Annotated in this window: 28 protein-coding genes; 4 read left to right on the forward strand and 24 right to left on the reverse strand. The window is 40.1% G+C overall.

Annotated features, from left to right (window positions below; all coding sequences use genetic code 11):
* Window position 1: 1 nt before the first annotated feature.
* From spoVAC to QNI29_RS11960, 16 genes are all read right to left on the reverse strand, one after another.
* Entirely contained in the window at window positions 2-457 is a 456-nt protein-coding gene (gene spoVAC / locus QNI29_RS11885) for a stage V sporulation protein AC (protein WP_231416729.1), read from the reverse strand.
* A gap of 14 nt (window positions 458-471) precedes the next feature.
* On the reverse strand, window positions 472-885 hold the full coding sequence (locus QNI29_RS11890) for a stage V sporulation protein AB (protein WP_231416730.1): 414 nt from the start codon (window positions 883-885) through the stop codon (window positions 472-474).
* Entirely contained in the window at window positions 869-1,498 is a 630-nt protein-coding gene (locus QNI29_RS11895; protein ID WP_231416731.1) for a stage V sporulation protein AA, read from the reverse strand. The genes QNI29_RS11890 and QNI29_RS11895 overlap by 17 nt, the downstream gene beginning before the upstream one ends.
* Before the next feature lie 128 nt (window positions 1,499-1,626).
* Window positions 1,627-2,382: an RNA polymerase sporulation sigma factor SigF gene (sigF, locus tag QNI29_RS11900; protein WP_231416732.1), complete on the reverse strand. Its 756-nt coding sequence runs from the start codon at window positions 2,380-2,382 to the stop codon at window positions 1,627-1,629.
* Window positions 2,383-2,394: 12 nt separating this feature from the next.
* Complete coding sequence (spoIIAB, locus tag QNI29_RS11905; protein ID WP_231416733.1) at window positions 2,395-2,835, reverse strand: anti-sigma F factor; 441 nt, start codon at window positions 2,833-2,835, stop codon at window positions 2,395-2,397.
* Complete coding sequence (gene spoIIAA / locus QNI29_RS11910) at window positions 2,835-3,188, reverse strand: anti-sigma F factor antagonist (RefSeq protein ID WP_231416734.1); 354 nt, start codon at window positions 3,186-3,188, stop codon at window positions 2,835-2,837. Before spoIIAA ends, spoIIAB begins: the two co-directional genes overlap by 1 nt.
* A gap of 104 nt (window positions 3,189-3,292) precedes the next feature.
* The gene (locus QNI29_RS11915; RefSeq protein ID WP_231416735.1) at window positions 3,293-4,459 is read right to left on the reverse strand and encodes a D-alanyl-D-alanine carboxypeptidase family protein; all 1,167 of its coding nucleotides are present in this window, start codon (window positions 4,457-4,459) and stop codon (window positions 3,293-3,295) included.
* A gap of 197 nt (window positions 4,460-4,656) precedes the next feature.
* Window positions 4,657-5,964 carry a pyrimidine-nucleoside phosphorylase gene (locus tag QNI29_RS11920; RefSeq protein WP_231416736.1) on the reverse strand — a complete coding sequence of 436 codons (1,308 nt, stop codon included), beginning with the start codon at window positions 5,962-5,964 and terminating at the stop codon, window positions 4,657-4,659.
* 30 nt (window positions 5,965-5,994) lie between these two features.
* Window positions 5,995-6,810 (reverse strand): purine-nucleoside phosphorylase, encoded by an 816-nt coding sequence (locus QNI29_RS11925; RefSeq protein ID WP_231416737.1) that lies wholly within the window; start codon window positions 6,808-6,810, stop codon window positions 5,995-5,997.
* A 15-nt stretch (window positions 6,811-6,825) separates the two neighbouring features.
* The gene (gene deoB, locus QNI29_RS11930) at window positions 6,826-8,001 is read right to left on the reverse strand and encodes a phosphopentomutase (RefSeq protein WP_231416738.1); all 1,176 of its coding nucleotides are present in this window, start codon (window positions 7,999-8,001) and stop codon (window positions 6,826-6,828) included.
* Between the two features lie 100 nt (window positions 8,002-8,101).
* Window positions 8,102-8,989 (reverse strand): site-specific tyrosine recombinase XerD, encoded by an 888-nt coding sequence (gene xerD, locus QNI29_RS11935; protein ID WP_231416739.1) that lies wholly within the window; start codon window positions 8,987-8,989, stop codon window positions 8,102-8,104.
* 6 nt (window positions 8,990-8,995) lie between these two features.
* Window positions 8,996-9,211: a YqzK family protein gene (locus QNI29_RS11940; RefSeq protein ID WP_231416740.1), complete on the reverse strand. Its 216-nt coding sequence runs from the start codon at window positions 9,209-9,211 to the stop codon at window positions 8,996-8,998.
* Window positions 9,212-9,505: 294 nt separating this feature from the next.
* Window positions 9,506-9,958 carry a ferric iron uptake transcriptional regulator gene (locus tag QNI29_RS11945; RefSeq protein WP_188650436.1) on the reverse strand — a complete coding sequence of 151 codons (453 nt, stop codon included), beginning with the start codon at window positions 9,956-9,958 and terminating at the stop codon, window positions 9,506-9,508.
* 109 nt (window positions 9,959-10,067) lie between these two features.
* Window positions 10,068-10,709 carry a stage II sporulation protein M gene (spoIIM, locus tag QNI29_RS11950; protein ID WP_231416741.1) on the reverse strand — a complete coding sequence of 214 codons (642 nt, stop codon included), beginning with the start codon at window positions 10,707-10,709 and terminating at the stop codon, window positions 10,068-10,070.
* 87 nt (window positions 10,710-10,796) lie between these two features.
* Window positions 10,797-11,951, reverse strand: coding sequence for an endonuclease Q family protein (locus QNI29_RS11955; protein ID WP_231416742.1), 1,155 nt, complete (start codon window positions 11,949-11,951; stop codon window positions 10,797-10,799).
* Entirely contained in the window at window positions 11,951-12,499 is a 549-nt protein-coding gene (locus QNI29_RS11960; protein ID WP_231416743.1) for an NUDIX domain-containing protein, read from the reverse strand. The genes QNI29_RS11955 and QNI29_RS11960 overlap by 1 nt, the downstream gene beginning before the upstream one ends.
* 133 nt (window positions 12,500-12,632) lie before the next feature.
* Here QNI29_RS11960 and QNI29_RS11965 point away from each other — a divergent pair, with 133 nt between their 5' ends.
* Window positions 12,633-13,553, forward strand: coding sequence for an aldo/keto reductase (locus QNI29_RS11965; protein ID WP_231416744.1), 921 nt, complete (start codon window positions 12,633-12,635; stop codon window positions 13,551-13,553).
* Window positions 13,554-13,600: 47 nt separating this feature from the next.
* On the opposite strand, the gene QNI29_RS11970 is transcribed toward QNI29_RS11965, so the two are convergent.
* Complete coding sequence (locus QNI29_RS11970; RefSeq protein ID WP_284526486.1) at window positions 13,601-15,319, reverse strand: DUF6583 family protein; 1,719 nt, start codon at window positions 15,317-15,319, stop codon at window positions 13,601-13,603.
* A gap of 329 nt (window positions 15,320-15,648) precedes the next feature.
* Window positions 15,649-17,100: an aldehyde dehydrogenase family protein gene (locus QNI29_RS11975; protein ID WP_231416746.1), complete on the reverse strand. Its 1,452-nt coding sequence runs from the start codon at window positions 17,098-17,100 to the stop codon at window positions 15,649-15,651.
* A gap of 271 nt (window positions 17,101-17,371) precedes the next feature.
* On the opposite strand from QNI29_RS11975, the gene QNI29_RS11980 reads away from it, so the two are divergent.
* A complete protein-coding gene (locus QNI29_RS11980) occupies window positions 17,372-17,488 on the forward strand; it encodes a putative holin-like toxin (protein WP_255687396.1) in 117 nt (38 codons plus the stop codon).
* 170 nt (window positions 17,489-17,658) lie between these two features.
* Here QNI29_RS11980 and QNI29_RS11985 read toward each other — a convergent pair whose 3' ends face one another.
* Window positions 17,659-17,889, reverse strand: a complete 231-nt coding sequence (locus tag QNI29_RS11985; protein WP_231416747.1) for a YqkE family protein — start codon at window positions 17,887-17,889, stop codon at window positions 17,659-17,661.
* Entirely contained in the window at window positions 17,882-18,220 is a 339-nt protein-coding gene (locus QNI29_RS11990; protein ID WP_231416748.1) for an iron-sulfur cluster biosynthesis family protein, read from the reverse strand. Before QNI29_RS11990 ends, QNI29_RS11985 begins: the two co-directional genes overlap by 8 nt.
* Window positions 18,221-18,431: 211 nt before the next feature.
* Here QNI29_RS11990 and QNI29_RS11995 point away from each other — a divergent pair, with 211 nt between their 5' ends.
* On the forward strand, window positions 18,432-18,677 hold the full coding sequence (locus QNI29_RS11995) for an HPr family phosphocarrier protein (protein ID WP_231416749.1): 246 nt from the start codon (window positions 18,432-18,434) through the stop codon (window positions 18,675-18,677).
* 57 nt (window positions 18,678-18,734) lie between these two features.
* On the opposite strand, the gene QNI29_RS12000 is transcribed toward QNI29_RS11995, so the two are convergent.
* From QNI29_RS12000 to QNI29_RS12015, 4 genes are all read right to left on the reverse strand, one after another.
* Window positions 18,735-20,006, reverse strand: coding sequence for a DNA polymerase IV (locus QNI29_RS12000; protein ID WP_231416750.1), 1,272 nt, complete (start codon window positions 20,004-20,006; stop codon window positions 18,735-18,737).
* A 170-nt stretch (window positions 20,007-20,176) separates the two neighbouring features.
* Complete coding sequence (locus tag QNI29_RS12005; protein ID WP_231417571.1) at window positions 20,177-20,968, reverse strand: SDR family NAD(P)-dependent oxidoreductase; 792 nt, start codon at window positions 20,966-20,968, stop codon at window positions 20,177-20,179.
* Between the two features lie 9 nt (window positions 20,969-20,977).
* Window positions 20,978-21,940: an MBL fold metallo-hydrolase gene (locus QNI29_RS12010; protein ID WP_231416751.1), complete on the reverse strand. Its 963-nt coding sequence runs from the start codon at window positions 21,938-21,940 to the stop codon at window positions 20,978-20,980.
* Window positions 21,941-22,007: 67 nt separating this feature from the next.
* Window positions 22,008-22,259, reverse strand: coding sequence for a hypothetical protein (locus QNI29_RS12015; protein ID WP_231416752.1), 252 nt, complete (start codon window positions 22,257-22,259; stop codon window positions 22,008-22,010).
* A 161-nt stretch (window positions 22,260-22,420) separates the two neighbouring features.
* Between QNI29_RS12015 and QNI29_RS12020 the strand changes: the two genes are divergently transcribed.
* Window positions 22,421-23,959, forward strand: coding sequence for an AbgT family transporter (locus tag QNI29_RS12020; RefSeq protein ID WP_231416753.1), 1,539 nt, complete (start codon window positions 22,421-22,423; stop codon window positions 23,957-23,959).
* Window positions 23,960-23,999 lie beyond the last annotated feature (40 nt).

Below are 23,999 nucleotides of genomic sequence, written 5' to 3' on the forward strand. Positions count from 1 at the left end.
CCTATAGAATGAGTTTAAATACGTAACGCACAATCCCTACAACATAGGCTGCTACCACTCCAAACACAATGACAGACCCTGCTAATTTAAATAAGTTTGTTGCAATCCCAAGCACAATTCCTTCACTTTTATGTTCAAGCGCAGCACTTGTTATCGAATTAGCAAACCCTGTTACTGGTACAGCGGATCCTGCACCTGCAAATTGCCCAATCTTATCATAAATACCAAATCCGGTAAGGAGGGATGCAATAAGGATTAGCGTTGTAACCGTATAGTTTCCTGCATCCTTTTCAGAAACATCCATCACGTTCATATAAAGCTCCGTAAGAACTTGGCCAAATGCACAAATCAGACCCCCAACTAAAAAAGCCTTCAAACAATTACTGAATAACGCTGGCTTTGGCTGGTATTCCTTGATCGTGTTGTTGTATTGCTGTTGATTAAATTTCTCACTCATTTTGGTCACCTCATTTATTTAACAAAAATCGTCCATTGAAATAATGATCCTGTAATTTTCCCTAAAACAATAGCCATAAGAAACCACAAAAGACTTCGTTCTACTCCAATACGCCTCGCCAGAATCGGAAAGACATTTAATACTTCTGTCAGTGCTGCCGCCAGCATTCCTATGAAGATCCCATGGAACAATCCCCATATAGAACTCAAGAATGTTGGAAATCCAAAGGGACTATCATTAAATGATAAAAATGTGCCTGATAAGACCCCCAATACAACGCTTCCTTCATACCATTTTGTATAGATAGCACTCTTACTCAATTGTATAAGTCTCGGTATAATACCAAGCACTGTTAAAAATGCAACAAAACCTGCTCCTACAGCCAGCCCACCAGCAAGGCCAACAAATAGTTCAATCAGTGGAATCATGTTTCTTATGATCCTGATTGATTTGGTTCTCATGATAAGAAACGTACTGGTCCAAGTCTTGCTGGTATTTGTGCATTTCTATTTCAAGAGGACTTGGCTCTTCATTAATTCGTTTCTTAAATAAGTGGTTAAAGAATAAAATCATGCCGATCCCTAAACCAATGGAATAAGGGACTTGCAGCCAGAGCGGATGTTTTATGCGTTCCCCTGTCAATAAGAAATGCAAGTGCTGATGGACTTCTTCCATACTGACATCGAAGTGAAAGTTCATAATAGCCATACCAGCTCCTATAAATAGTAAAAGCCAGATGAGAACGACATAGAGTAGCGCAGGTTTTTTTCGCTTAGAAGGAATCATGACGATGGTTTGATTAGGCCCCATCGGTTGAAACTCAAGCTCTTTAAACGTTTGACTAAGTTCATAAATCACACGAAATACGTCAATAATGACAATGTTTTTATCTTGTGTTGAAACGGTATGGATGACGACGTTATTTAATTTCTCTGTCAACCGCGTACTTGCAGAAATGAGCGCAATATCAGACAAATAAATAACTTGATGACGATATCCGTTTATTTTTTGCTTCATTCTTATATAAACGACCTCGCTCATCTCGCATCCTCCTCAACAAGAAATGTTTATAAATAGTATGAGTTTCATGTCCTCGAATCATGCGTTTACATCTTTTGTAAAATACTTTCCATAAAAAAGGTGCCTCCTCATATTGAGGAGACACCTTTTTACTCGTTCATCTGATTTTTGATGAAGGCCAGAATTTTTTTCTCAAGTCGAGATACTTGAACTTGTGATATACCCAGCCTATCTGCTACGTCAGACTGCGTTTGATCTTTAAAATACCGTAAGTATATAATGAGACGTTCTCTCTCATCTAAGGACCGAATTGCTTCTTCTAATGCCATTTTGTCAAACCACTTTGTATCTTGATCAGCGATTTGGTCCAAAAGAGTGATTGGGTCACCGTCATTTTCATAAACGGTTTCATGAATCGAGTGTGGCGCTTTGGAAGCTTCTTGGGCTAAAACAACATCTTCTGCTGAAATATCTAATTCTTTCGCAAGTTCTTGAACAGTTGGGGCACGGCCATATACTTTGGTAAGTTCATCTTTTTTCTTACGAATCTTATTTCCAGTTTCCTTGAGACTACGGCTGACCTTAACACTACCATCATCTCGTATAAACCTTTGAATTTCACCGATAATCATAGGAACAGCATAAGTGGAAAACTTCACATCATAGGAAAGATCAAACTTATCTACCGACTTTAATAAACCAATACAACCAATCTGAAATAAGTCATCAGGATCATAACCCCGATTTAGAAACCGCTGTACAACGGACCAAACTAATCGCATATTCTTTTCAACAAGGATATTCCGTGACTCTTGATCACCTTGTTGACTTAATTCAATATACGCTTTGACTTGTTGATCAGAAAGTTGCTCTTGTTTTTTGTTTTGTTTTAGTTCCACATCCATACGCATGACCCCTTAATTACATAAGGTTTTGCTTTTTTTTAGGTGTTTGACTAATCGAACTGTCGTGCCTTCCCCGGGAATTGATGTGATATCCACTTCATCCATAAAGTTCTCCATGATGGTAAAGCCCATTCCAGATCGCTCTAACTCTGGCTTTGATGTATATAAAGGCTGTTTAGCTTCATCTACGTTTTCAATTCCCATACCCTCATCCCAAATGGAGATCGAAACGGTTCCTTCAGCAATCTCACAGTCAATATGGACAAGTCCTTCTGGATAGCCATCATAACCATGGATAATGGCGTTGGTCACTGCTTCTGACACTACCGTTTTAATTTCAGTGAGTTCATCCATTGTAGGGTCTAGTTGTGTAATAAAAGCTGCTACGGTAACACGTGCAAAGGATTCATTTTCACTTAAGGCCGAGAATTGGATATGCATTTCATTCTTCATTAGGAAGCCACCCCCAACGTTTCAAGTGCAAACGCCTCGTTTTCTTCTAAACGAATAATTTTGAATAACCCTGACATTTCAAATAACCTTTGTACAGCAGGTGAAATGGAACAAACCACCATTTCTCCTCCCTGTTGCTTGACTTCTTTATATCTACCTAGAATCACGCCTAGTCCTGAACTATCCATAAAGCTTAACGATTCTAAATTTAGAATCACATGCTTCAGGTTCTGCCGCGATAAAATGTCCTGCCAGTCATTACGTAAATTCTCTGCTTCATGATGATCAAGTTCGCCAGACAGGCGAACCAATAAAACGTGCTGTTTTGTTTCAAAGTGAACTGAAAGACTCACTGGGGTTTCCTCCTTGTTAATGGGTTAATGAGTCTTTCTTCTTTTTTATGCCTATTTCCTGCACCCTGACAAAACTAGTCGCATTTCGAGTAAAGGTCTTAAATTTAGCGCTGTTTCACCATCTCGCTCATGGATCGTTTAAATAGCGTCCATATTCCGGCTTCTTCGACCGTTTCATTTACCACAATATCTGTTTTAGAGAGTGGCTTTCCATTGCTTGTAATGGTAAGCGTTCCAACGGTATCACCTTTTTGAATCGGTAGTGTTAGATCTTTTTTATAGACCAGGTTCTTCTCAACATTTTCAATCTTTTGGCCCTTTTTCTTTAATACACTGACGGATTCACTTGTCACTACATCCACTGTCGTTTTAGCCGCCCGTATATTTGTCAACTGATCTACTGCCTGATGGCGTTTATATAGGGATTCTGTTTCGTAATGGTTAAAGGCATAATCAAGCATAGCTGAAACATCCGAATTCCGGTCCTTTGGTGTTTCTGCTCCCATTACCACTGCAATAACCCTCATATCGTCCTTTTTAGCAGTTGCTGTTAAGCAGTACATGGCTTCTCTTGTAAAACCTGTCTTAAGGCCATCCACACCGTTATAAAACTTTACAAGTTTATTTGTATTTACTAGCCAAAACTCATTATCGGTTCCTTTACGTAAATAATCTTCGTAAATGCTTGTGTACTTCGTAATCCCTTCGTGCTTAAGTAATTCTTTTGCCATTACTGCCATATCATGTGCTGTACTGTAATGGTCTTTAGCTGGTAAACCAGTGGTGTTTTGGAATTTCGTATGTTTAAGTCCTAGTTCTTTTACTTTTTGATTCATTTGTTTAACAAATGCGGATTCACTTCCAGCAATTCGTTCTGCTAATGCTACAGAGGCATCATTTCCAGAGGCCACCGCCACCCCTTTTAAGAGCTCCTCAACGGTCATTTCTTCCCCAGGCTCTAAGAAAATTTGAGATCCTCCCATGGAAGCAGCATATTCACTCGCACGGACTTTCTCATTAAGCTTTAGCTTCCCTTCATCAAGAGCTTCCATTACAAGGATCATTGTCATAATCTTCGTCATACTAGCTGGTGGAAGTGACTCCTCAGAGTTCTTCTCATAAAGGATCTCGCCTGTATCTCGCTCCAACAGAATAGCGGACTTCGCACTTTCTACTAACTCAGGACCTGACTCTTCTTTCGCATAAGAGGCAGGTGCAAACATTGTCATTATCATTGTCATCAACATGAACCAGACACCTATTTTTTTCATAGAGGTCCCTCCAATCTTTATGTTAGCTATTTTTTCCAAGGCAAGAAAATATATAACAAGAAAACCAAAAAAATAAAGCTTTACCCCAGTAAAGAACTAAATGGTGTCAGACACCCTTCTTCTCTTTACTAGAGCAAAGCACAAAAAAGCCCACTGCGGAGGGATGACTCCCTCAGCAGTGGGCTTTTCATAATTTTTTACTTCTCTGTTACCATATCGTGGACAAGAGTGGGAGCGTCAACTTTATTTGATGAGATGGTGATGTTCTCATATAGTTTTTGCTTCACATCTTCAATATCCTCTTGATTAGCATGGATCGTAAGAAGGGATTCACCTGCTTCTACATAGTCTCCGACCTTTTTATTTAAGTAAAGGCCTACCGCAAGATCAATGACAGATTCTTTCGTGGCACGGCCAGCTCCAAGCATCATAGCCGCGGTCCCTAGCTCATCGGCAACAATTTCTTCTACATATCCAGATTCCTTCGCTTCAAGCTCTACTTTATAAGTAGCCTCTTCCATTACGCTAGGATCTTCTACGACACGAGAATCGCCACCTTGAGATTGAAGGAAAGTAGCAAATTTCTCAAGGGCTTTGCCGTTATTCATATTCTCTTGAAGTTTCTCACGTGCTTCATCTAGAGAATCCGCTTTACCTGCTAATACCACCATTTGGCTACCAAGGGTTAAACAAAGTTCAGTCAGATCTTCCGGACCATGGCCTTTAAGAGTATCAATAGCTTCTTGAACTTCTAAAGCATTTCCGATTGCACGACCGAGAGGCTGGCTCATATCAGAAATAACTGCCATTGTGTTTCGACCTACACGATTTCCGATTGCCACCATCGCTTCAGCTAAGGCTTTTGAGTCTTCAAACGTCTTCATGAAAGCACCGGCGCCCGTTTTAACATCTAATACGATCGCGTCTGCACCAGCAGCGATCTTCTTACTCATAATGGAACTTGCGATAAGAGGGATCGAGTTAACGGTTGCTGTTACATCGCGAAGACCATAAAGCTTCTTATCAGCTGGTGTTAAATTACCTGTTTGTCCGATAACAGATACTTTATTTTTGTTGACAAGTTCAATGAACTCGCTCTTATCAATTTCCACATGAAAACCTGGCACAGCTTCTAGTTTGTCAATTGTACCGCCGGTATGTCCAAGTCCTCGTCCACTCATCTTAGCTACAGGTACATCTAATGAGGCAACAAGTGGTCCTAGAATGAGTGTCGTTGTATCACCCACACCACCTGTAGAGTGCTTATCTACTTTAATGCCTTCAATAGCAGATAGATCAATGGTATCTCCACTCTTCACCATTTCCATCGTTAGGTTGGCACGTTCCTCATCATTCATATCTTGGAAGAAGATAGCCATGCATAAAGCACTTGCCTGGTAGTCCGGAATGTCACCATTGGTATATCCTTCAATAAAAAATGTGATTTCTTCTGGTGTTAACGCTTTTCCATCTCGTTTTTTAGTAATAATATCATACATTCTCATGTTTCAATTCCCCCTGTATTCATGACACTTTTAAAGTGATTTTGTAATTTCTTTTACGAAGTTTAAAAAGTCTTCTCTTACTTGTTGTGTAGTTTCAATAACTTCATCGTGTGTTAGAGGTTGATCTAAAATGCCCGCTGCCATATTAGAAATACAAGAGATTCCGAGTACATTCATTCCGGCATGATTCGCTACAATGACTTCTGGTACAGTGGACATGCCAACAGCATCTCCACCCATAGTACGTAGCATACGAACCTCTGCGCCGGTTTCATAGGATGGACCTGTGTTCCCCACATAGACGCCCTCTTGTACCTTAAGCCCAAGACGATCAGCACAAGCTTTAGCATGATTCGTAAGCTCTACATCATAGGCTTTCGACATATCAGGGAAACGAGCGCCAAGTTCGTCATCATTCTTACCAATCAGAGGGTTATCTCCCATATTGTTAATGTGGTCAGTAATAATCATAAGGTCCCCTGGCTTAAAGCTTTCATTAATACCACCAGCAGCATTTGTTACAAATAAAGACTTAACTCCAAGTTCTTTCATAACGCGAACTGGGAAAGTGACTTGCTTCATATTATAGCCTTCATAGTAATGGAAACGCCCCTGCATAGCGATCACTTGTTTACCTTCTAGTTGACCAATCACTAGTTGTCCCTTGTGACCTGCGACAGTCGATTGGGGGAAATGAGGAATCTCACTATAAGGAATTGTAACGGCATTTTCAATTTCATCTGCTAATACTCCTAGCCCTGAACCTAGGATCATGCCTAAAGTTGGTTGGTTTGATAATTGTTCGTTAATAAATTGTGCTGCTTCTTTTGTTTGTGCTGCGTTCATGCTTATGTCCTCCCCTTACTTTAAGTCTTTCAAAAAACTCTTGCCATATTCAGGCATTTTAATATTAAAGTTCTCTGCAACTGTTGCACCAATATCAGAGAATGTTTCACGAAGTGGTAGCTCTTTTCCTTCATTAAATTGTTTATTGTAAACAAGTAGCGGAACAAGTTCACGTGTGTGATCTGTGCCATGGTGAATGGGATCATTTCCGTGGTCTGCTGTAATCATTAATAAATCATCTTCGTTCAGTTTATCTAATACTTCCGGCAGACGTTGGTCAAAAGCTTCTAATGCTTCACCATAACCTTGAGGGTCGCGGCGGTGTCCATATTTTGCGTCGAAATCCACAAGATTTAAGAAATTAAGACCTGTAAAGTCTTTATCCATAGATTGAACGAGTTTGTCCATACCATCCATGTTATCTTTAGTACGAATCTCTTCGGTTACCCCTTCTCCATCATAGATGTCTGAGATCTTACCAAGGGCAATGACATCATAGTTCTCATCTTTCAACTCATTCATGACTGTGCGACCAAATGGTTTTAATGCGTAATCATGGCGGTTAGATGTTCTTTCAAAGTTTCCTTCTTTACCTACAAACGGACGAGCAATGACACGTCCAATCATATACTTTTCGTCTTTCGTTAATTCACGAACCATTTCACAGATTTCGTACAACTCATCAACTGGTACAACTTCTTCGTGAGCTGCAATCTGAATAACAGAATCAGCAGATGTATAAACAATTAAGGCTCCCGTTTCCAAATGTTCAGGACCAAGTTCGTCTAAAATAGCAGTTCCAGAAGCCGGTTTATTACCAATGACCTTACGTCCGCTTCTTTCTTCAATCTCATTAATCAATTCTTTCGGAAATTCTTCAAATGTACGGAATGGTGTATCAATGTAAAGGCCCATGATTTCCCAATGACCCGTCATCGTATCTTTCCCATTAGATGCTTCCTGCATCTTCGTGTAATGAGCCATTGGTTTTTCAGCCGGTTCAATACCTTGAAGTGGTCGAATATTACTAAGACCAAGCCCCCCCATATTCGGCATGCTCAGGCCTTTCATATGCTCAGCGATATGGCCTAAAGTATCTGCACCTTTGTCATTAAATTGTTCTGCATCAGGTGCTTCTCCAATCCCAACTGAGTCTAATACAATTAAAAATACACGTTTATATTGTTCCATAACTTCGATCCCTCCTATAATGTTTACATTCCCTTATTGCACGGATCTATGCAGTACAATAGGGGTGGTATGATGTCAGACATCATTTTTTTGGAAAAAATTACGCTCTTGGGTGATAAGAGCGATAAATGTCTGTTAACCTTGCTTTTGAAACATGTGTGTATATCTGTGTGGTAGAGATGTCAGCATGTCCAAGCATTTCTTGTACAGCCCTGAGGTCAGCCCCATTTTCTAATAGGTGTGTCGCGAATGAATGACGCAATGTGTGAGGTGTAATCTCTTTTTCGACTCCCACTTCCTTCGCAACCGCTTTCAATATCTTCCAAAACCCTTGTCTTGATAATGGTCGCCCATGGTGGTTGACGAACAATTCATCTGTTTGGTTTTGCTTTACTAGCTCAGACCTTGAACTAGATAGATAGATTTCAATTGACTTTTTAGCCATGTTTCCTAGAGGGATAATGCGCTCTTTTGAACCTTTACCAAGACAGCGCACAAACCCCATAGTCAAATGAAGGTCGCTTACTTTTAAGGACACAAGTTCTGTAACTCGTAGACCTGTAGCATAGAGCATCTCTAACATAGCTTTATTTCGAATTGACAGGGCATCATCTGCTCTCATTGACAATAAGGCTTCTACATCTTTCATAGATAAGGTCTTAGGAAGCTTTCTTTCTTTCTTAGGCGTTTCGATATGTAAGCTCGGATCCGCTTGAGTGATTTGTTCTCGGATAAGAAATTGATGGAAAGCCCTAATCGATGAAAGTGTGCGAGCAATGGTAGATTGAGAACGATTTAAATCATTTAGATGATGTAAGTATTGCATAATGTGCGTACGAGCAATCTTACGAACATCCGAAAGAGCTGTTTTATTTTTTAAAAAAGTAACATATTGAGTAAGGTCTCTTTCGTAAGACATAAGGGTGTTACGAGACAGTCCTCGCTCAATTTGTAGATAATGAAGAAAATCTTTCTTTTCGTTTTCCATGACCCATTACTCTCCTAACCGGAAAAAGATCGATAATCGGTCTATAATTTGTTCTTCTTCCCATTGAAATACTTTAACAGCTTTCCCCTCCGGTTCATCGTACCGATGAATTTGTTCGTATTCCTCATTCATCATCCGTAAACCAAAATAAAATAACAAGGTACAGGCTGTAAAAATCACAAAGATTTTTATTGTATCCTTAATTAACTGTACTAAATGCATCCGCACATCTCCTTTAGTGCTTATGTCCTTTAGTACAAGATATGCCAGAATTTCTCTAAAATATACGAAAAAGTTTAAAAGAGAAACACATGATAAAAGTAACCGATTTCTTATCATTTGTAAATAGATATGAACGGATTATCATGGTTTTCTAAAAAAACGGAGCATGTTCATTCTCAAGCATACATCAAGCTTGAGAAACCCTCTTTTCTCTTATCCTTAACAAAACTTGGTAATCAAGAAATCTAACAAAATAAAAACCTTTCTTCCGACTGGAAAAAAGGCATTTTCGCGTTATGATTTTACTGTAACGACCTGGCATTTTTTGCAGATGCCGTGAAATGTAAGCCTGTGATCTTTCACTTGGAAGCCCCAATCACTTTCCACCTGCTTTTCCACATCAATTAATAGATCTTCTTCAATTTCTTCAACAGCACCACATTCCACACAAACTAAGTGATGATGAAAATGTTCTGCTCCTTCTTTTCGTAAATCGTAGCGAGACACTCCATCTCCAAAGTTGATTTTATCGACGATCTTTAATTCAGATAGTAATTCTAATGTACGATAAACGGTAGCAAGCCCTATTTCAGGTGCTTTTTCTTTTACGAGGAGGTAAACGTCTTCTGCACTCAAATGATCCTCTTCATGTTCGAGCAAAACGCGAACGGTTGCTTCTCGCTGTGGCGTTAGCTTGTAGCTCTGGGAATGGAGCTGTTTTTTAATTTTCTCTATGCGTTGTTCCATGACTGGTCCCTCCCTCGTATATCCATCTTTCATTATAAGCAGATATAGAGAAAGTGTCAAATTATATTCATTACAATCTATTATTTATAATGATTATCACCTAAAAATATTATGATCCATAAATAAACTCAACCACAGCTTTTAACGCCCCCGGAGATACGTACGATTCAATAATGGACGCCACACTTAATACAGCAAATAATATGACAAATAAAGCACTATATTTCATGAAAGGGGGCAGTAGAGGTTGATGCCCTTTCTTAGCCATTAGTTTTTGAAGTAAAGTAAATGAAAAAATCATCGCTATGCTACCTGCCATGATGTAAACAGGTATAATTATGAGGTTCTGCGGAGCAATAGAGGCTGCTGCCATAAACAGACCTTTCCAACCCATTTGATTCACCAGAAACCCTACTGAGAAACCAACGACAATCCCTTTCATAAATAGCAAAATCCATATGATAGGCATTCCAATAACGGACATCCCTAAGATAAAGATTAAAAGTAAATATTTCATATGATAAAAGAAACTGCTCTTCAACAGACTCACAGCATCACTTACCGTTCCGCCCATCATTTGTTCAAAAAACTGATCTAGATAAAAGAATAAGTCCTGCTTCTGGATCACATTCATACTATTAACAATGACAGCTCCAAAAACAATTCCTATTAAAAATAACAAGCTAGTAAAGACATAAATACTAGCATTTTCCCGAAGATGTTGAGAGGCAGCGTGTCCTTTAGCGTACATGAGAACCCTCCGTTTCTAGCAATCTGTTCTATTTACTAGATATTCTATGAAGGGTTCTCTTAAAATAGACCACTCCGTTCGCTTCTTTTACTTCCTGACTTTTATACGACCATACATGCCTCCCCCGCCCGCATCAACACTCACGTCTCCAGAACGATTCTTTACGATCATCTCAGCTACTGACAATGGAACAACATCTTTCAATTGATTTATTGAGGTATGATGAATGATAGTCATTTCTGTACCAAATGCTTCTATTAGCTTACGTAATGTTTTAGGACCAATTTTCGGCAAATACTCGAGTGGTATTTGATGAATATACGGAGGCCTTTTCCTTCGTCCTTCATATTCGTCCGATAATTCATGTATGCGATCAGCTACTCCCTTCACCATTACAGCTTCCTCACAAAGACATTGTTCCGGTGACTTTAAGCACATATGACAAACCGTTGTATAATACTTACCAAGCAGTGGGTTCATACCGTAGTTGCCAATGATTCTTCTACCATCTTGTTCATGAAGGGCGAAGACCAATTCTTGAAAACAACAATCTTCCATTAAAATTTCCTGGTACTCGCGTGCAATCTTTGGTAATGAATGAGCATCTGAATTTGTAACAAATGAATAGGCTGCAAGTTCTGGAATCCCTTCAGCCATGTTCGTATCCGCACTAAGGCCAAGCTCAACTCCATCAATAAGCTTAGGATCAAACACCTCTTCAAGAGATGTTTTCACCCCTTTTCCATATAGGCTTTTGAAAGGAATAAAGATATGGGCCGGAATAAAAATTCCTCCCTCATCCTTTACAAAGCGCTGTAATTCTTGTGCACTCCCATACATCCGCTGAGAACTTAATGTGATATTTGTTACACGTTCGCTCTGCCATACGGTAAAACGCTGCATAGCTTCGAGTGTTGGGAAATAGCACAACACGTGAAGAGGCCCCTGACAATACTCATCATACACCTCTACTTCGCAACCTAATATAAGAGTAAGAGGGCCATAACGAATCCCCCCTCCAGAAAGCTCCTCTGCTTTCCCTTCTTCAATCAACTGTAAGATTTCCGATTGTACAGCAGGGACGTGGCTATCAATCACGCCAACCATGTCCAGCCCTTTTTGGTAAGCTGCGTGGTCGACAATATTTGTGAGAGTAAGCTCGTCAGATGCCGTTATTTTGACAGGGTCTCCATGAATCGTTCTTCCGATGTGTATATGAAGATCTGCAAAATAGGCGTTCATTACACCATCAATCCTTTTAATTTCACATAAAGAAGCGCATAAGCTGTTTTTGCATCCCAGATTCTTTGATCTCTTTCCATTTGTTCAGCTTCTTCTAATGAAACTTCTAGCAATTCAACAAATTCATCGTCATCTCCGTCTAACTTAGATTCTGCCTTTTTAAGATCTGTCGCTAAATACACATGAACAATTTCATCTGCAAAGCCTGGAGAAGTAGAGAAAGAAGTGACGAACTCTAGTTTATCTGTTGTGTAACCTGTTTCCTCTTCCAACTCTCGTTTAGCTGTTTCCTCAGGACCTTCTCCTGGTTCAAGCTTTCCTGCTGGGATCTCAACGAGTGAGCGCTCTAGCGCCTTTCTGTATTGCTCCACCATGACCAATTTCCCTTCTTGTGTAACAGGAATTATAGCAACGGCACCTGGATGTTTAATTAATTCCCTTTTTGATGTATTCCCATCAGGTAAAGAAACATCGTCGACTTGAAGAGAGATTACCTTTCCTTTATAAATAGAATCCGTATGTATCGTTTTTTCTTCGAATTTTTTCATATCGATTTCCTCCAATAGTATATAATTCACATTCTCTTTTAACTTACCCTATTTTAGGGAAAAGTGTAACAGTTGAGTCTTTCATAAGACCATTTTACAATGAAAGTACCCTAGCCAGAAAGGATGATAGATTTTGAACAAGCGACAACTTGGCTCTTCCGATTTGATGGTATCAGAGATCGGTTTAGGATGCATGACTCTAGGAACAGATGAAACAAAAGCTACAGAAATTGTAGACCGTGCCCTGGATGCAGGAATTAATTACTTAGATACAGCAGATTTATATAACTTCGGCCGCAATGAAGAAATTGTTGGAAAAGCAATTAAAGGTCGACGTGATCAAGTCATACTCGGAACAAAGGGAGGGAATCACTTTAACAAAGAACAAGAAGACTGGTATTGGGACCCTTCTAAAACCTATATAAAGGAAGCAGTTAAGAATAGCTTACACCGTCTCGGAACAGATTACATTGACCTGTATCAACTTCACGGCGGGACAATTGATGACCCTATTGATGAAACCATAGCAGCGTTTGACGAATTAGTCCAAGAAGGGCTAGTCCGTTACTACGGGATCTCCTCTATTCGACCAAATGTTATTAAAGAATATGTAAAACGATCTAATATCGTAAGTGTTATGATGCAATATAGTTTACTCGACCGTCGTCCAGAAGAAGAAATACTAGAATTGCTTAACGAAAATAGAATCAGCGTACTTGCCAGGGGCCCATTAGCTAAAGGGATGCTAAGTGACAATGGTCTCCAAAAAGTACAGGAGAAAGCCACTGATGGTTACTTATCCTATTCCCATGATGAAGTTAAGCACATGATTGAACATAGTTTAGGGTATTCTTCTGAAGATCGTTCTCTTCAAGCCCTAGCACTGCAATATGTTCTGAAAGACCCAGCTGTTGCAACCGCTGTGTTTGGAGCTAGTTCAGTAGAACAATTGGAAAGAAACCTATCCATGTTAGAAGCTCCCCCTTTAACAGAAGATGTTTATTCTCAACTACAGCAAATCACACGACCAATTGTTTATCAAAAACATCGCTAATCACAAAAAGCTCCTCACATGATGTGAGGAGCTTTCCCTATAATACATTACTTTTTAGGAGCAAAAAGAGTCTCGCCAAAAATTTGCATAAATAAGTTGCTGTAACGCTTCATATTCTTTTGAATATCTTGACCAATCTTCTGAAGTTCTTCATCAGATACTTCATTTAAATTGACTGCATTGTCCCCCTCAACTACTTCAGGGAACTCAAGGTCATCTGTGAATGTCACATCTTGCTCCATATTGAAATCAACAGATGCCATCACACTTCCCATTTGAGTATTGTCAAAGTTAAGGTCTAGTCCTAAGTCAGTATCTTGACTATACTCATCTTCGCTTCCCTTAGTTAACGTCGTATTTACATAGCCGCCAATTTCAGGGATTGGTTGTCCTTCAAACATGTCTCCTTCAAGCACCACATCAAATGTAGAATTTGAAGTTGTTTCCGTGTACTCGCTCTGTACGTTAAGTCCTACCGTCAGATCATTCGCATCTTCTACTGCATCTACAACAAAGCGGAATTCATTATCAACAGCTAGTCCATCTGTTTGAGATGTGCCGTCTTCTGTATAACTAAGTGTAAACCCTTCCTCTTGACCAGCTTGTCCGAAGGAAATTTCTCCGCTTGCTTCGTAATCTTCTCCCTCTTTGTTAAAGCTGCCGATCATATCAACTGTTACGGCTTCTTCAGAACCTTCTGCTTTCAGGTCCATTGTAATCATTTCATGTTCTACAACGTTATCCTGGATATAAGCTTCGATTGAAATCCCTTCAGGGAGAGATAATTTGTCTACGTTTTCAATGGCTCTCTCAAGATCCGCCATAATCATTTCTTCTGAATTCATATCAGATGGCATGCCTTGCATTTCCATTTGTTGCATTACAGCATTCCAGAACGTCTCATCAGATTTTAGTTCTTCTAGCAATGCTTTAATCATTTCCTGAGCTTTTTCTTCATCAATTTGAACAGAAACTTTGTCATACGTTTCTCCGTCATAATCTACGCCTTCTTCAAGGGAGAATTCCGCCCCTTCAAGTTCATCCGTAATAACGTTTAAATAATCTTGCCCCATTGTCTTTAGCTCATTGAATGTGAAATTCGTTTCATTCGCTTTAACAATGTTAGGGAAGGAAGTCATCATTCCTGTCGTATCCATTGCGGGCGCACCAGGTGTTTCCTGAGCAGGCATTCCACTCATTCCATCTAATCGCTCAATCAGTTCCCCATACTTGTCATTTTGGAAGCTGAAATACTTCCTATATAGACTTGGAACTTTAAGGGCTGTCTTCTCTTCATTTTGATACATGTAAGCACTGGCAATGTTAAAGTTATTCAAGTTTACGTCAACATCTCCATATGCCTCGTTTGTCGATGGATCGATTTTTGATTTCGTTTCGAATTCTAGCTTTGAAAGAACATTTTTAGCCATTTGTACTTGCGGAAGGAAAGGTTGTACAGCATCCCCTTCTGCGTCAAAGCCCATTGAAAAGCTTGAATTAGACTTGTAAGCCTCACGCAATAAGCGATCTTGAAGCTCAATCGATGTTTCACTGTATTTAAGCATTTGTTCCCATCGGATATCATTTGTGTTTTGCTGCGCATCTAAATACAAGTCCATAGCTTCTTGACTTTGATCAGCCTCTGCAGCGTATGTAGGCGTCGCAAGACCTGCTGTTAATAGAGTAGCTGCTACTGTAGTTCCTCCAACTTTTGCAAACATCTTTTTGGTTTGTTTTGTCATCATTCCATCCCTTTCCATTTTCATAATGTAATAGATTTCCTATCCCTATTTACGGGACAGGTTGCAAAAAGTTCCGTTTATTTCAAAAATAAAGAAACTTTTATGTATTTTGCCAATGGGCAATTTACTTCCCATACTACTACAATAAATTGGGATTTCAAGAATTTGTTACCTTAATTCTTTCTTAACACTGGACACTCGTTTCACTTCCTTCACCCTAAACCACCGTATATTCATTTAACCCCATTAAAATAAGACCTGCCGATTAGCGGCAGGTCTTGAGGAGTGCTGAACATTTGAAGTTGAACGCAAATTGGAGCGGACACTAACTAGTGTAGTATCCTCAACTTTCGTTAAAATGGATATTCTCTATATTCGGATTGGACACTGATCCATTTAACGGTTGTGAATTTGTCAATTGCCCATTCGCCGCCAAAGCGACCAATACCTGATTGCTTCTCGCCACCGAAGGCAACATGGGCTTCATCGTTTACAGATTGATCATTAATGTGAATCATACCGGTTTCAATCCGCTTCGCAACTTCCATACCGTGATAGCGGTCTGTTGTAAAGATCGACCCGCTTAAGCCATAAGGAGAATCGTTGGCAATTTGAATAGCTTCTTCTTCATCCTTCACTTTAATAAGAGCCGCCACTGGACCAAATATCTCATTCTTAGCGATTGGCATATCGTTTGTTACATGAGATAAGACCACTGGATGCATCAGATTTCCTTCTACCTTTCCTCCAAGCAACTTCTTAGCCCCCTGGCTGACACTCTCATCTACATCTTGCTGAATACGCTTGATCGCTTCCTCGTTAATAACAGGACCGACAACTGTATCGTCATCAGCAGGGTTTCCTGCTTTTAGACTCTCCACTTTATTCTTAAAAGCTTCTGTAAATTTATCATAAATGCTTTCGTGAATGATAATTCGGTTAAGAGACATGCAAATCTGGCCCTGATGCAAGAACTTACCAAAGGCCGCTGCCTGAACAGCTCGATCAATATCAGCGTCTTTCAACACTAACATGGCATTGTTGCCTCCTAATTCTAAAGCTGTATCTTTCAAATGTTTGCCGGCTAATTCTCCGATGTGACTTCCAACCTCAGTTGAGCCTGTGAAAGAAATTAATTTAGCTGCCGGATGTTCCACAAATGCATCCCCTATTTCAGATCCTCGTCCAACTAATACGTTGATAACGCCTTCTGGGAATCCAGCTTCGTGGAATAAATCTGCTATAAGTAAACCAGAAGTGACAGGTGTATCAGAAGCGGGTTTCACGACAACTGTATTCCCTGTGGCAATTGCGGGTGCTATAGATCGAAGCGCTAAATGGAACGGGAAATTCCAAGGGCCAATCACGCCAATGACTCCTTTTGCTGAACGATGTACATAGTTGTTTTTCCCAGGAACATTTGAAGGTAAGATTGTCCCCTCCATGCGTGTTGGGAAAGAACTCGCTTCCTTCACAATCGCCATGGCTGCTTGGAATTCTACTTGTGATTTCACCTTTGTACTTCCGGATTCTTTTACAAGCCAGTCGACAATCTCATCTTTTCTTTCATTCATAACCTGAAGCAAACGGTCGAAGTAGGCTTGTTTTTCAGCAGGGCTTACGTCAGCCCAGGATGATTGCGCCTTCTCAGCATACTCATATGCTTCATTTAAATCTTTTTCATTTGCTGACTGAATGGTTTGTAGTAATTCATTTGAATATGGATTATAATTTTCTACCATTTTCTCACTGGAACCTTGTTTCCATGTTCCATTTATATATTGTTGAGTGAATGATGTCGTCATTGTTATCCTCCTCAGAAATAGTCTGCTCTCTTGTTTTATCCATTTTCCCTTGAATTCAAACCAATCCTTACCTATTAGGAGATCAAACCGACCAGCTCTCCCCTATTCAACTGGATTCCTAGCGAGAATAAGTTCCTTTGACCCATTTAGATGTAAAAGACATGCGTTCTTATGTCCTAACGACTACTGACGGATGTATGGTATAATTAGGAAAGATCTTGTCTCTCTACATCAAAAGGGTGGTCGGCTAACCCCTATCCGAAAGGGGGTGATGCCTATCGACGCATATCAAGTCATTATGGTAATGTTTTCGTTTGGTATGTTCGTCCTTTCGCTTCTTAGCTTTGTTGTGAAGATTGTGACAGAGCTCTTAAAGCATAAAAAATAGACCTCCCTTCACACGATTATGCAGGAGAGGTCTATTTCATATGGGCCGATCCTCTTAAGTAGAGAGAACGTAGATCACACGACCACAGTTGCAGCTGTGGTCGTTTTTTATTATATGCTTTCTACGTATAGGATACCACATCTTGACAAATGAAAACACTTATTTACCTTTTACTTTTTGAAACTCTTCCAATCAAGTTCACTTTCATTTAGCAATTCCTCAAAACTTTTGTTTGCTTCCCTTTTTTTACGCTCTTCTATCCGCTTTTGCTTTTCTTCTTCTTTTCGCTGCTCTTCTTGCTTTTTCAAATCCGCTTTCTTCGATTGAAGTTGTTTTACAAGATCATCTTGTAACAGATCTTTTAACGTGCCTTCTTCCTCTTGTTTACGTTTCTTACCCAACAAACTCCACTCCTTTTTGAATAACCCTAGAAGATAATGAAGCATTCAGCATCCCATTTGGACTTTTAAGGCGGAATAAACGCCCTGTCCATTCTAGCTTCATGTCTGGTTCGAAAAAGGTTTTTTGCTGTTCATCTATTATGATCTTATAATTATCATTTTCCACCACTTCATCGTATTGTGTCACTTCATCTGTAAAATACAAAATGCGTACGCCGTTCACACCACATCCGCATCCTTCTATGTCATAGTAAAGGCGCAGATAAGGCTTATGGTCCATCTGCAACTGACGCAATTGATTTAATGCTTCATTCATAATTGTTAATTTCATGATCATACCACCTTCTGTCTTATCTATCTTATAAAATCATAACCGCTCGAGCAACCTTTCTGACTAATCTGTATAAAGTGCCCACATTCATTGACCAATCATTGTGCGTCTTGTACAAACTCTGAATCATACTCTTTTATAAGAAGGAAATCTCCAGGTAAACGCATAAATATGATAATGAAACGATTAAGAATCAAGAGGAGGAATAAAAATGAAACTGCAAGTACAGAAACCGATTTTCGCCGAATCTGCTAGTCTCTTTGTAAACACAATGAGTGAGTACGAGGATACGGTGCTGTTAAAAAAAGATCACTGGGTCGTGGATGCTAAAAGTCTTTTAGGAGTGTTAGCAGTCTCTCTACAGCCTGGACAAACAGTAGAACTCGATGTCCAAGGCGGGAACGAAACCGCCATTAAGCAAACGCTTATTGAAAAACAGCTTTTTATAGAAGCATAAGTCATTGAGGACAAGAATGCGTTTCTTGCTGGAGTATCATCCAGCAAGGAATCGCCTCTATTCCGCATAATGCCCGCCAACCAACTTACTTCGATGCTTCGCTGTACCAGCCTTCGTATAGGAAACGGCCCTAAGAAGAGCATCGTTCCCGTATTTGTTTCGGATTTCATCCATCACATAACCAAGATCACGCTTTTTATCACGGTCTTGTTCAAATAAACTAAGTTGCATCGCTTTGTCTTCTGTAATATTAGATAGGCTTATCGAAATCTTCCGAACGGTCTGATGAGAATAAAATTCGTTAAAAATTTGCATACATACATCGTATAACTCTGTTGTAATATTCGTAGGGGATGCGACGGATCTTGAACGGTGAAACCCACCGCCATTCTCAACTTTACTATATCCAATCCCAAGACTAATCGTTCGCCCTGCTTTTTGAGACGCACGTGCACGCTTTGCCACCTCTTCACACATTTCCAAAATGACATAGCGCACTTCTTCCGGGTTCGGGTAATCCCTCATAAGAATTTGACTCTTCCCAAAGCTGATCTGCCCTTCCATAATGGGAGCACCAAGCTCAGAGAGATCTACCCCATTGGCGTGATAGTAGAGCTGATTCCCCATCACCCCAAAGCGTTTCTCCAGCTGTTCGAGAGGAAATGTAGCAAGCTGTCCAACGTTTGTAATGCCTAACCGATTTAACCGTTTCTCCATCCGCGAACCAATCCCCCACATTTCGCTTAACGGCGAAACAGGCCACAATTTTTTCTTTACATCTTCATACTCCCATTGAGCAATCCCATTTTTCTTAGCTTCCAGGTCGAGGCATAATTTAGACAGAAGCATATTTGGCCCGATTCCAATTGCACATTGGAGGTGAAACGTCTCAAACAACTCTTGTTGGATCATTCGAGCAACCTCTTTAGCGTCTCCCCATAATCTCTCCGTTCCCGTTACATCCAGAAAACTTTCGTCAACACTGTACGTGTGAATCGCTTCTTTTGGAACATAACGATTAAAAAGGCGGGTAATTTCAGTTGAGATGTGCAGATAAATCCTCATTTGTGCAGACACTAAATGGATTCTCGGATCATCTGGGATCTCAAATAAACGACTCCCTGTCTTAATACCGAAATCTTTCTTTAACGCTGGCGAAGCTGCCAACACCACACTTCCCGGGCGCTTTAAATCTGCTACCACAGCAAGATGGGCCCTCATTGGATCTAGCCCTTTCATGATGGCGGCGCAACTAGCATAAAAACTTTTCATATCCACACACAAAATACTACGTTCCGGGAACGACTGATAATCAATCACCGCATTCATAAGTTACCCTCCCGCGAAATACGAATGTTTGTTCGCATGATCTATTATCCTTATTATGCGAATGTTCGTTCCCATTTTCAAGTGGCGATGTTTTCCTTTTTTCGACATTTACTCTTCATCACATAGTTCCCTTCTTATATAAAACAAAAATCCTCACGAGTTGTGAGGATTTATTTCTTCTCAAATTGTTTGCGCATCACTTTCTCTGTAAGTCCAGGCATAAGTTGATAAAGCTTTGAACCGGCTTCCATCCAAGAAGGCAAATTAATTTCTCTCTTAGATGTAAACAAATGCTTGATCACTTTTTGAGCTACAACATCAGGATCTAACATGAAGCGCTCAACGGACTTTTGATAAGCTCCATCAGGATCAGCCTGATCGAAAAAGTTTGTTCGAACAGGGCCCAGATTCACCCCTGTTACATAAACCCCTTTTGGTTTTACTTCTAAGCGAAGAGCGTTTGTGAAACCTAGAACCGCATGCTTCGAAGCCGCATAGCCAGATGCTTTCGGAGTAGACATCTTACCAGCCTGAGAGGCGATGTTCACAATATGCCCCCCTTGTGCAACAAAATCAGGAAGCACTACTTTCACACATTGAATGAGACCAAACACATTCACTTGAAACATTGCTTCATACTGCTCTATACTCGTCTCTTCTACCGACTCAAATATACCAAACCCTGCATTGTTAATTAAGGCATCTACAACTCCGAATCTTTCCTTTATCATTGAAAAAGCCCGTTCAATATCTGAGCGTTTAGCCAAATCACATGAAGCGGCATAACCCCTCACACCGGTGCTCTTCTCTATACTGTCAATGAGTTCATTCAAACGTTCTCCTCGTCTGGCTAAAAGGATCGGTAGACCACCCTTTTTAGCTACATGCCAGGCTATGCGTTCTCCAATACCACTCGATGCTCCCGTAATAACCACTTTCTTATTCGTTAATACATGCGTCAAACTTATCACCTATTTTGCTTCATAATAATAAACTCCATCTTCTAAGTGTACATGAACGCGCCCTTCCTCTTCCAATACATCAAGTTGCCCGACGGTTTCTGACATCGTTAAACCAAATTGTTTTTCAATGTGTTTTGGAAATAGCTGTTTACACACTTGAAATGGAGTGAGAGGTCCCTCTTCCAACATGTGATATACCTTATTAGACCGGTATTCCTGCTTTTTCATACGTTCTTTAATTAACTCGTTAGGATTCGTGAAAACCGGGCCGTGACCAGGATAAACTTCTCGTATATCCATATGTAAACACTTATCCAATGTTTTTTGATAAGTGACAAGCGGCCTAGGACGCGGACCACCAGGTAGGCGAGGTGGCTCTAACAAAGGATTGGAAGAAATGTGGTAAAGCAAATGATCCCCCGACAACATCGACTGGTCAAGAGATCTGTAAAACGATAAATGACTCTCGGCATGCCCAGGGGTTTCCATAACCGACCAATCTGGATGCCCTGGAATTTGATCTCCTTCTTTTAACGAGCCAGTTAGTGTGCCCTCCGCCACATATTTAAGAGGATCACGCAAATGTTTAAAGAAGGCTTCATGAGTATGATCTACCCCAAACTGCTTATATAACGTATAGAAAAACGTTTGAAAACGATTTAAAAACGTCTCATCTCTCTCAAGCCATCTTTTATTGTCCTCATGACCATATACTCCTTCTAATTGTTCAAAGCGATCAACTAAACCTATGTGATCAGGATGGTGATGTGTCAGAATCACTTGTTTAATATCGTTAGGACTGTAACCAATCGCGTGTAATTGGGATTCTAACGCTTTCCAAGCTTCTTCTGTTTTTACGCCCGCATCAATTAGAGATAGCGTTTCTCCCTTTAGTAAATACGTATGCACATCCCCCACTGCAAATGGCGTTGGAATGGACAGTTGATAGATCTTATCTGTTGTTTGAACCATAGTGAACCCCCAAACACTGAATGATCATTCAGTTTTTCTTCTATTGTACTCCTTTCTATGGAGTTTGTCATGAATCAAGAACGAAAAAAGGAATGAACATCTCCTCTTTTTGAAAGACTAGAAGAGGGTTAAAGAAAGAAAAGATAAAAATATTTTCCCGGTCGTTGCCTTGCCCCTGGTTTTTAATATGTCCATTTGAGTGCGATAAAAATGAAGAAAAGCCATCGCTGAAAAACTCTAACACACCAACACGTTGGCGTGTTAAAGTACATATCTTTTCTTTTCTTTGTACACCTGGTGTGGAATATTTCATTTCCATAAATATGAAAAATCTTTTTTAACACTATTTATAATATTCGACAAATTGCGCATTTTACAATAAACCTTTAAATCTTGTCGAAGTTTTTCTATAATTCTGTAGTACTCTTAACGATGCAAATTGTTTGAAAAATCATAAGAAAAAGAAAGGGAGATCCAACTATGGAGGATACTCAAAAGCGCGGTTGGGTTACGAAGGCGCTTGACGTCATCGAGCGCGTCGGGAATAAGCTTCCCCACCCAGCAACCCTTTTTGCCATACTAGCAGGATTGATCATCATCCTCTCAGGGATTATGGCAGCCCTTGGAGTTACGGTTGAAGACCCCATTAAGGGAGAGACGGTTTCTGTCTTTAACTTAATGTCGTCTGAGGGTATAAAATATATCTTTGAAAACTTCGTTACAAACTTCACAGGCTTCGCCCCACTCGGAACGGTACTTGTAACAATGCTAGGAATTGGCGTAGCAGAGCGCTCTGGCTTAATTAGCGCTATGCTTCGTGGACTTGTTACCTCTGTTCCTAGTTCAATGATTACAGCAGCCCTTGTGTTTGCTGGTATTATGTCAAGTATGGCAGCTGATGCAGGTTACGTTGTACTTGTGCCTTTAGGTGCAGTTCTATATGCAGGACTTGGACGACACCCATTAGCAGGTTTAGCAGCCGCCTTCGCGGGTGTATCTGCAGGTTTTAGTGCGAACTTATCATTAACAGCTCTAGATCCTTTACTTGCTGATTTAACCATTGAAGCAGTAAAGAACTCTGCTTTTCCTGAATATGCAGGGGAAATTCAATACACTATGAACTACTTCTTTATGCTAGCCTCTGTTGCTTTATTAACAGTAGTAGGTACATGGGTAACGAATCGATTCGTTGAACCTCGTCTTGGTGATTATAAAGGCGAAGTGGAAGAAGAAATTAACTACTTAACAAAGGCCGAGAAAAAAGGACTTCTTCTTTCATTCCTTTCTCTTCTTGTTACATTAGGTTTACTATCTTTACTTATCGCATTTGAGTGGTCTCCACTACGAAATAATGAAGATGTATTGATGTCTCCATTCTTCTTTAACCTAGTACCAAGTATCTTCCTGGCTTTCTTTATTCCAGGACTTGTATACGGGATTGTTACAAAGAACATTAAGAACGATAAAGATGTAGCCAACCAACTAAATGAAACGATGGAAACAATGGGTTCCTTTATTGTCCTATCGTTCTTCGCTGCACAGTTTGTTGGATTCTTTGCCAAAACAAACCTTGGACGCATCTTAGCTATTAAAGGTGCCGAATTCCTAGATAGTACAGGCATTAACGATTTCCGTGTTGTGATTCTGTTCATTATTGTCGCTTCTCTTATCAACTTAGTAATGGGTAGCGCATCAGCCAAGTGGGCTATTATGGCTCCTGTATTCGTACCTATTATGATGCGTATCGGCTACAGCCCGGAATTTACAACTTTGATCTATCGTATTGCAGATTCAACGACAAACGTTATTTCACCACTTATGACGTATTTCGCCATTGTAATTGCCTTTGCCCAAAAATATGATAAACGAGTTGGAATCGGAACTTTAATTTCCACTATGCTTCCATACTCGATTGCATTCTTCATTGCATGGCTGATCATGCTTATCATTTGGGTCGTTGCCGGTATCCCAATCGGTCCAGACACAGGCATCTACTTTGATGGAAACCTATGGAAATAAACTTAAAGTCCAGCTCGCTTGAGCTGGACTTTTTTTATGC

Origin of the sequence: Pontibacillus chungwhensis (assembly GCF_030166655.1) — a bacterium.
GTDB lineage: Bacteria > Bacillota > Bacilli > Bacillales > BH030062 > Pontibacillus.

Bases quoted from the DNA above. Each gene is read 5' to 3' on its own strand.
- QNI29_RS12000 (WP_231416750.1), bottom strand. From the start codon at position 20,006: ATGAATGCGGTGATTGATTATCAGTCGTTCCCGGAACGTAGTATTTTG.
- QNI29_RS11890 (WP_231416730.1), bottom strand. From the start codon at position 885: ATGATTCCACTGATTGAACTATTTGTTGGCCTTGCTGGTGGGCTGGCT.
- QNI29_RS11990 (WP_231416748.1), bottom strand. From the start codon at position 18,220: ATGAAATTAACAATTATGAATGAAGCATTAAATCAATTGCGTCAGTTG.
- QNI29_RS11995 (WP_231416749.1), top strand. From the start codon at position 18,432: ATGAAACTGCAAGTACAGAAACCGATTTTCGCCGAATCTGCTAGTCTC.
- QNI29_RS11955 (WP_231416742.1), bottom strand. From the start codon at position 11,951: ATGAACGCCTATTTTGCAGATCTTCATATACACATCGGAAGAACGATT.
- QNI29_RS12010 (WP_231416751.1), bottom strand. From the start codon at position 21,940: ATGGTTCAAACAACAGATAAGATCTATCAACTGTCCATTCCAACGCCA.
- spoVAC (WP_231416729.1), bottom strand. From the start codon at position 457: ATGAGTGAGAAATTTAATCAACAGCAATACAACAACACGATCAAGGAA.
- QNI29_RS11925 (WP_231416737.1), bottom strand. From the start codon at position 6,810: ATGAACGCAGCACAAACAAAAGAAGCAGCACAATTTATTAACGAACAA.
- sigF (WP_231416732.1), bottom strand. From the start codon at position 2,382: ATGGATGTGGAACTAAAACAAAACAAAAAACAAGAGCAACTTTCTGAT.
- QNI29_RS11975 (WP_231416746.1), bottom strand. From the start codon at position 17,100: ATGACGACATCATTCACTCAACAATATATAAATGGAACATGGAAACAA.
- spoIIAB (WP_231416733.1), bottom strand. From the start codon at position 2,835: ATGAAGAATGAAATGCATATCCAATTCTCGGCCTTAAGTGAAAATGAA.
- QNI29_RS12020 (WP_231416753.1), top strand. From the start codon at position 22,421: ATGGAGGATACTCAAAAGCGCGGTTGGGTTACGAAGGCGCTTGACGTC.
- QNI29_RS11940 (WP_231416740.1), bottom strand. From the start codon at position 9,211: ATGCATTTAGTACAGTTAATTAAGGATACAATAAAAATCTTTGTGATT.
- QNI29_RS12015 (WP_231416752.1), bottom strand. From the start codon at position 22,259: ATGGAAATGAAATATTCCACACCAGGTGTACAAAGAAAAGAAAAGATA.
- QNI29_RS11915 (WP_231416735.1), bottom strand. From the start codon at position 4,459: ATGAAAAAAATAGGTGTCTGGTTCATGTTGATGACAATGATAATGACA.
- QNI29_RS11920 (WP_231416736.1), bottom strand. From the start codon at position 5,964: ATGAGAATGTATGATATTATTACTAAAAAACGAGATGGAAAAGCGTTA.
- xerD (WP_231416739.1), bottom strand. From the start codon at position 8,989: ATGGAAAACGAAAAGAAAGATTTTCTTCATTATCTACAAATTGAGCGA.
- spoIIM (WP_231416741.1), bottom strand. From the start codon at position 10,709: ATGTACGCTAAAGGACACGCTGCCTCTCAACATCTTCGGGAAAATGCT.
- QNI29_RS11980 (WP_255687396.1), top strand. From the start codon at position 17,372: ATGCCTATCGACGCATATCAAGTCATTATGGTAATGTTTTCGTTTGGT.
- deoB (WP_231416738.1), bottom strand. From the start codon at position 8,001: ATGGAACAATATAAACGTGTATTTTTAATTGTATTAGACTCAGTTGGG.
- QNI29_RS11970 (WP_284526486.1), bottom strand. From the start codon at position 15,319: ATGAAAATGGAAAGGGATGGAATGATGACAAAACAAACCAAAAAGATG.
- QNI29_RS11945 (WP_188650436.1), bottom strand. From the start codon at position 9,958: ATGGAACAACGCATAGAGAAAATTAAAAAACAGCTCCATTCCCAGAGC.
- QNI29_RS11895 (WP_231416731.1), bottom strand. From the start codon at position 1,498: ATGAGCGAGGTCGTTTATATAAGAATGAAGCAAAAAATAAACGGATAT.
- QNI29_RS11960 (WP_231416743.1), bottom strand. From the start codon at position 12,499: ATGAAAAAATTCGAAGAAAAAACGATACATACGGATTCTATTTATAAA.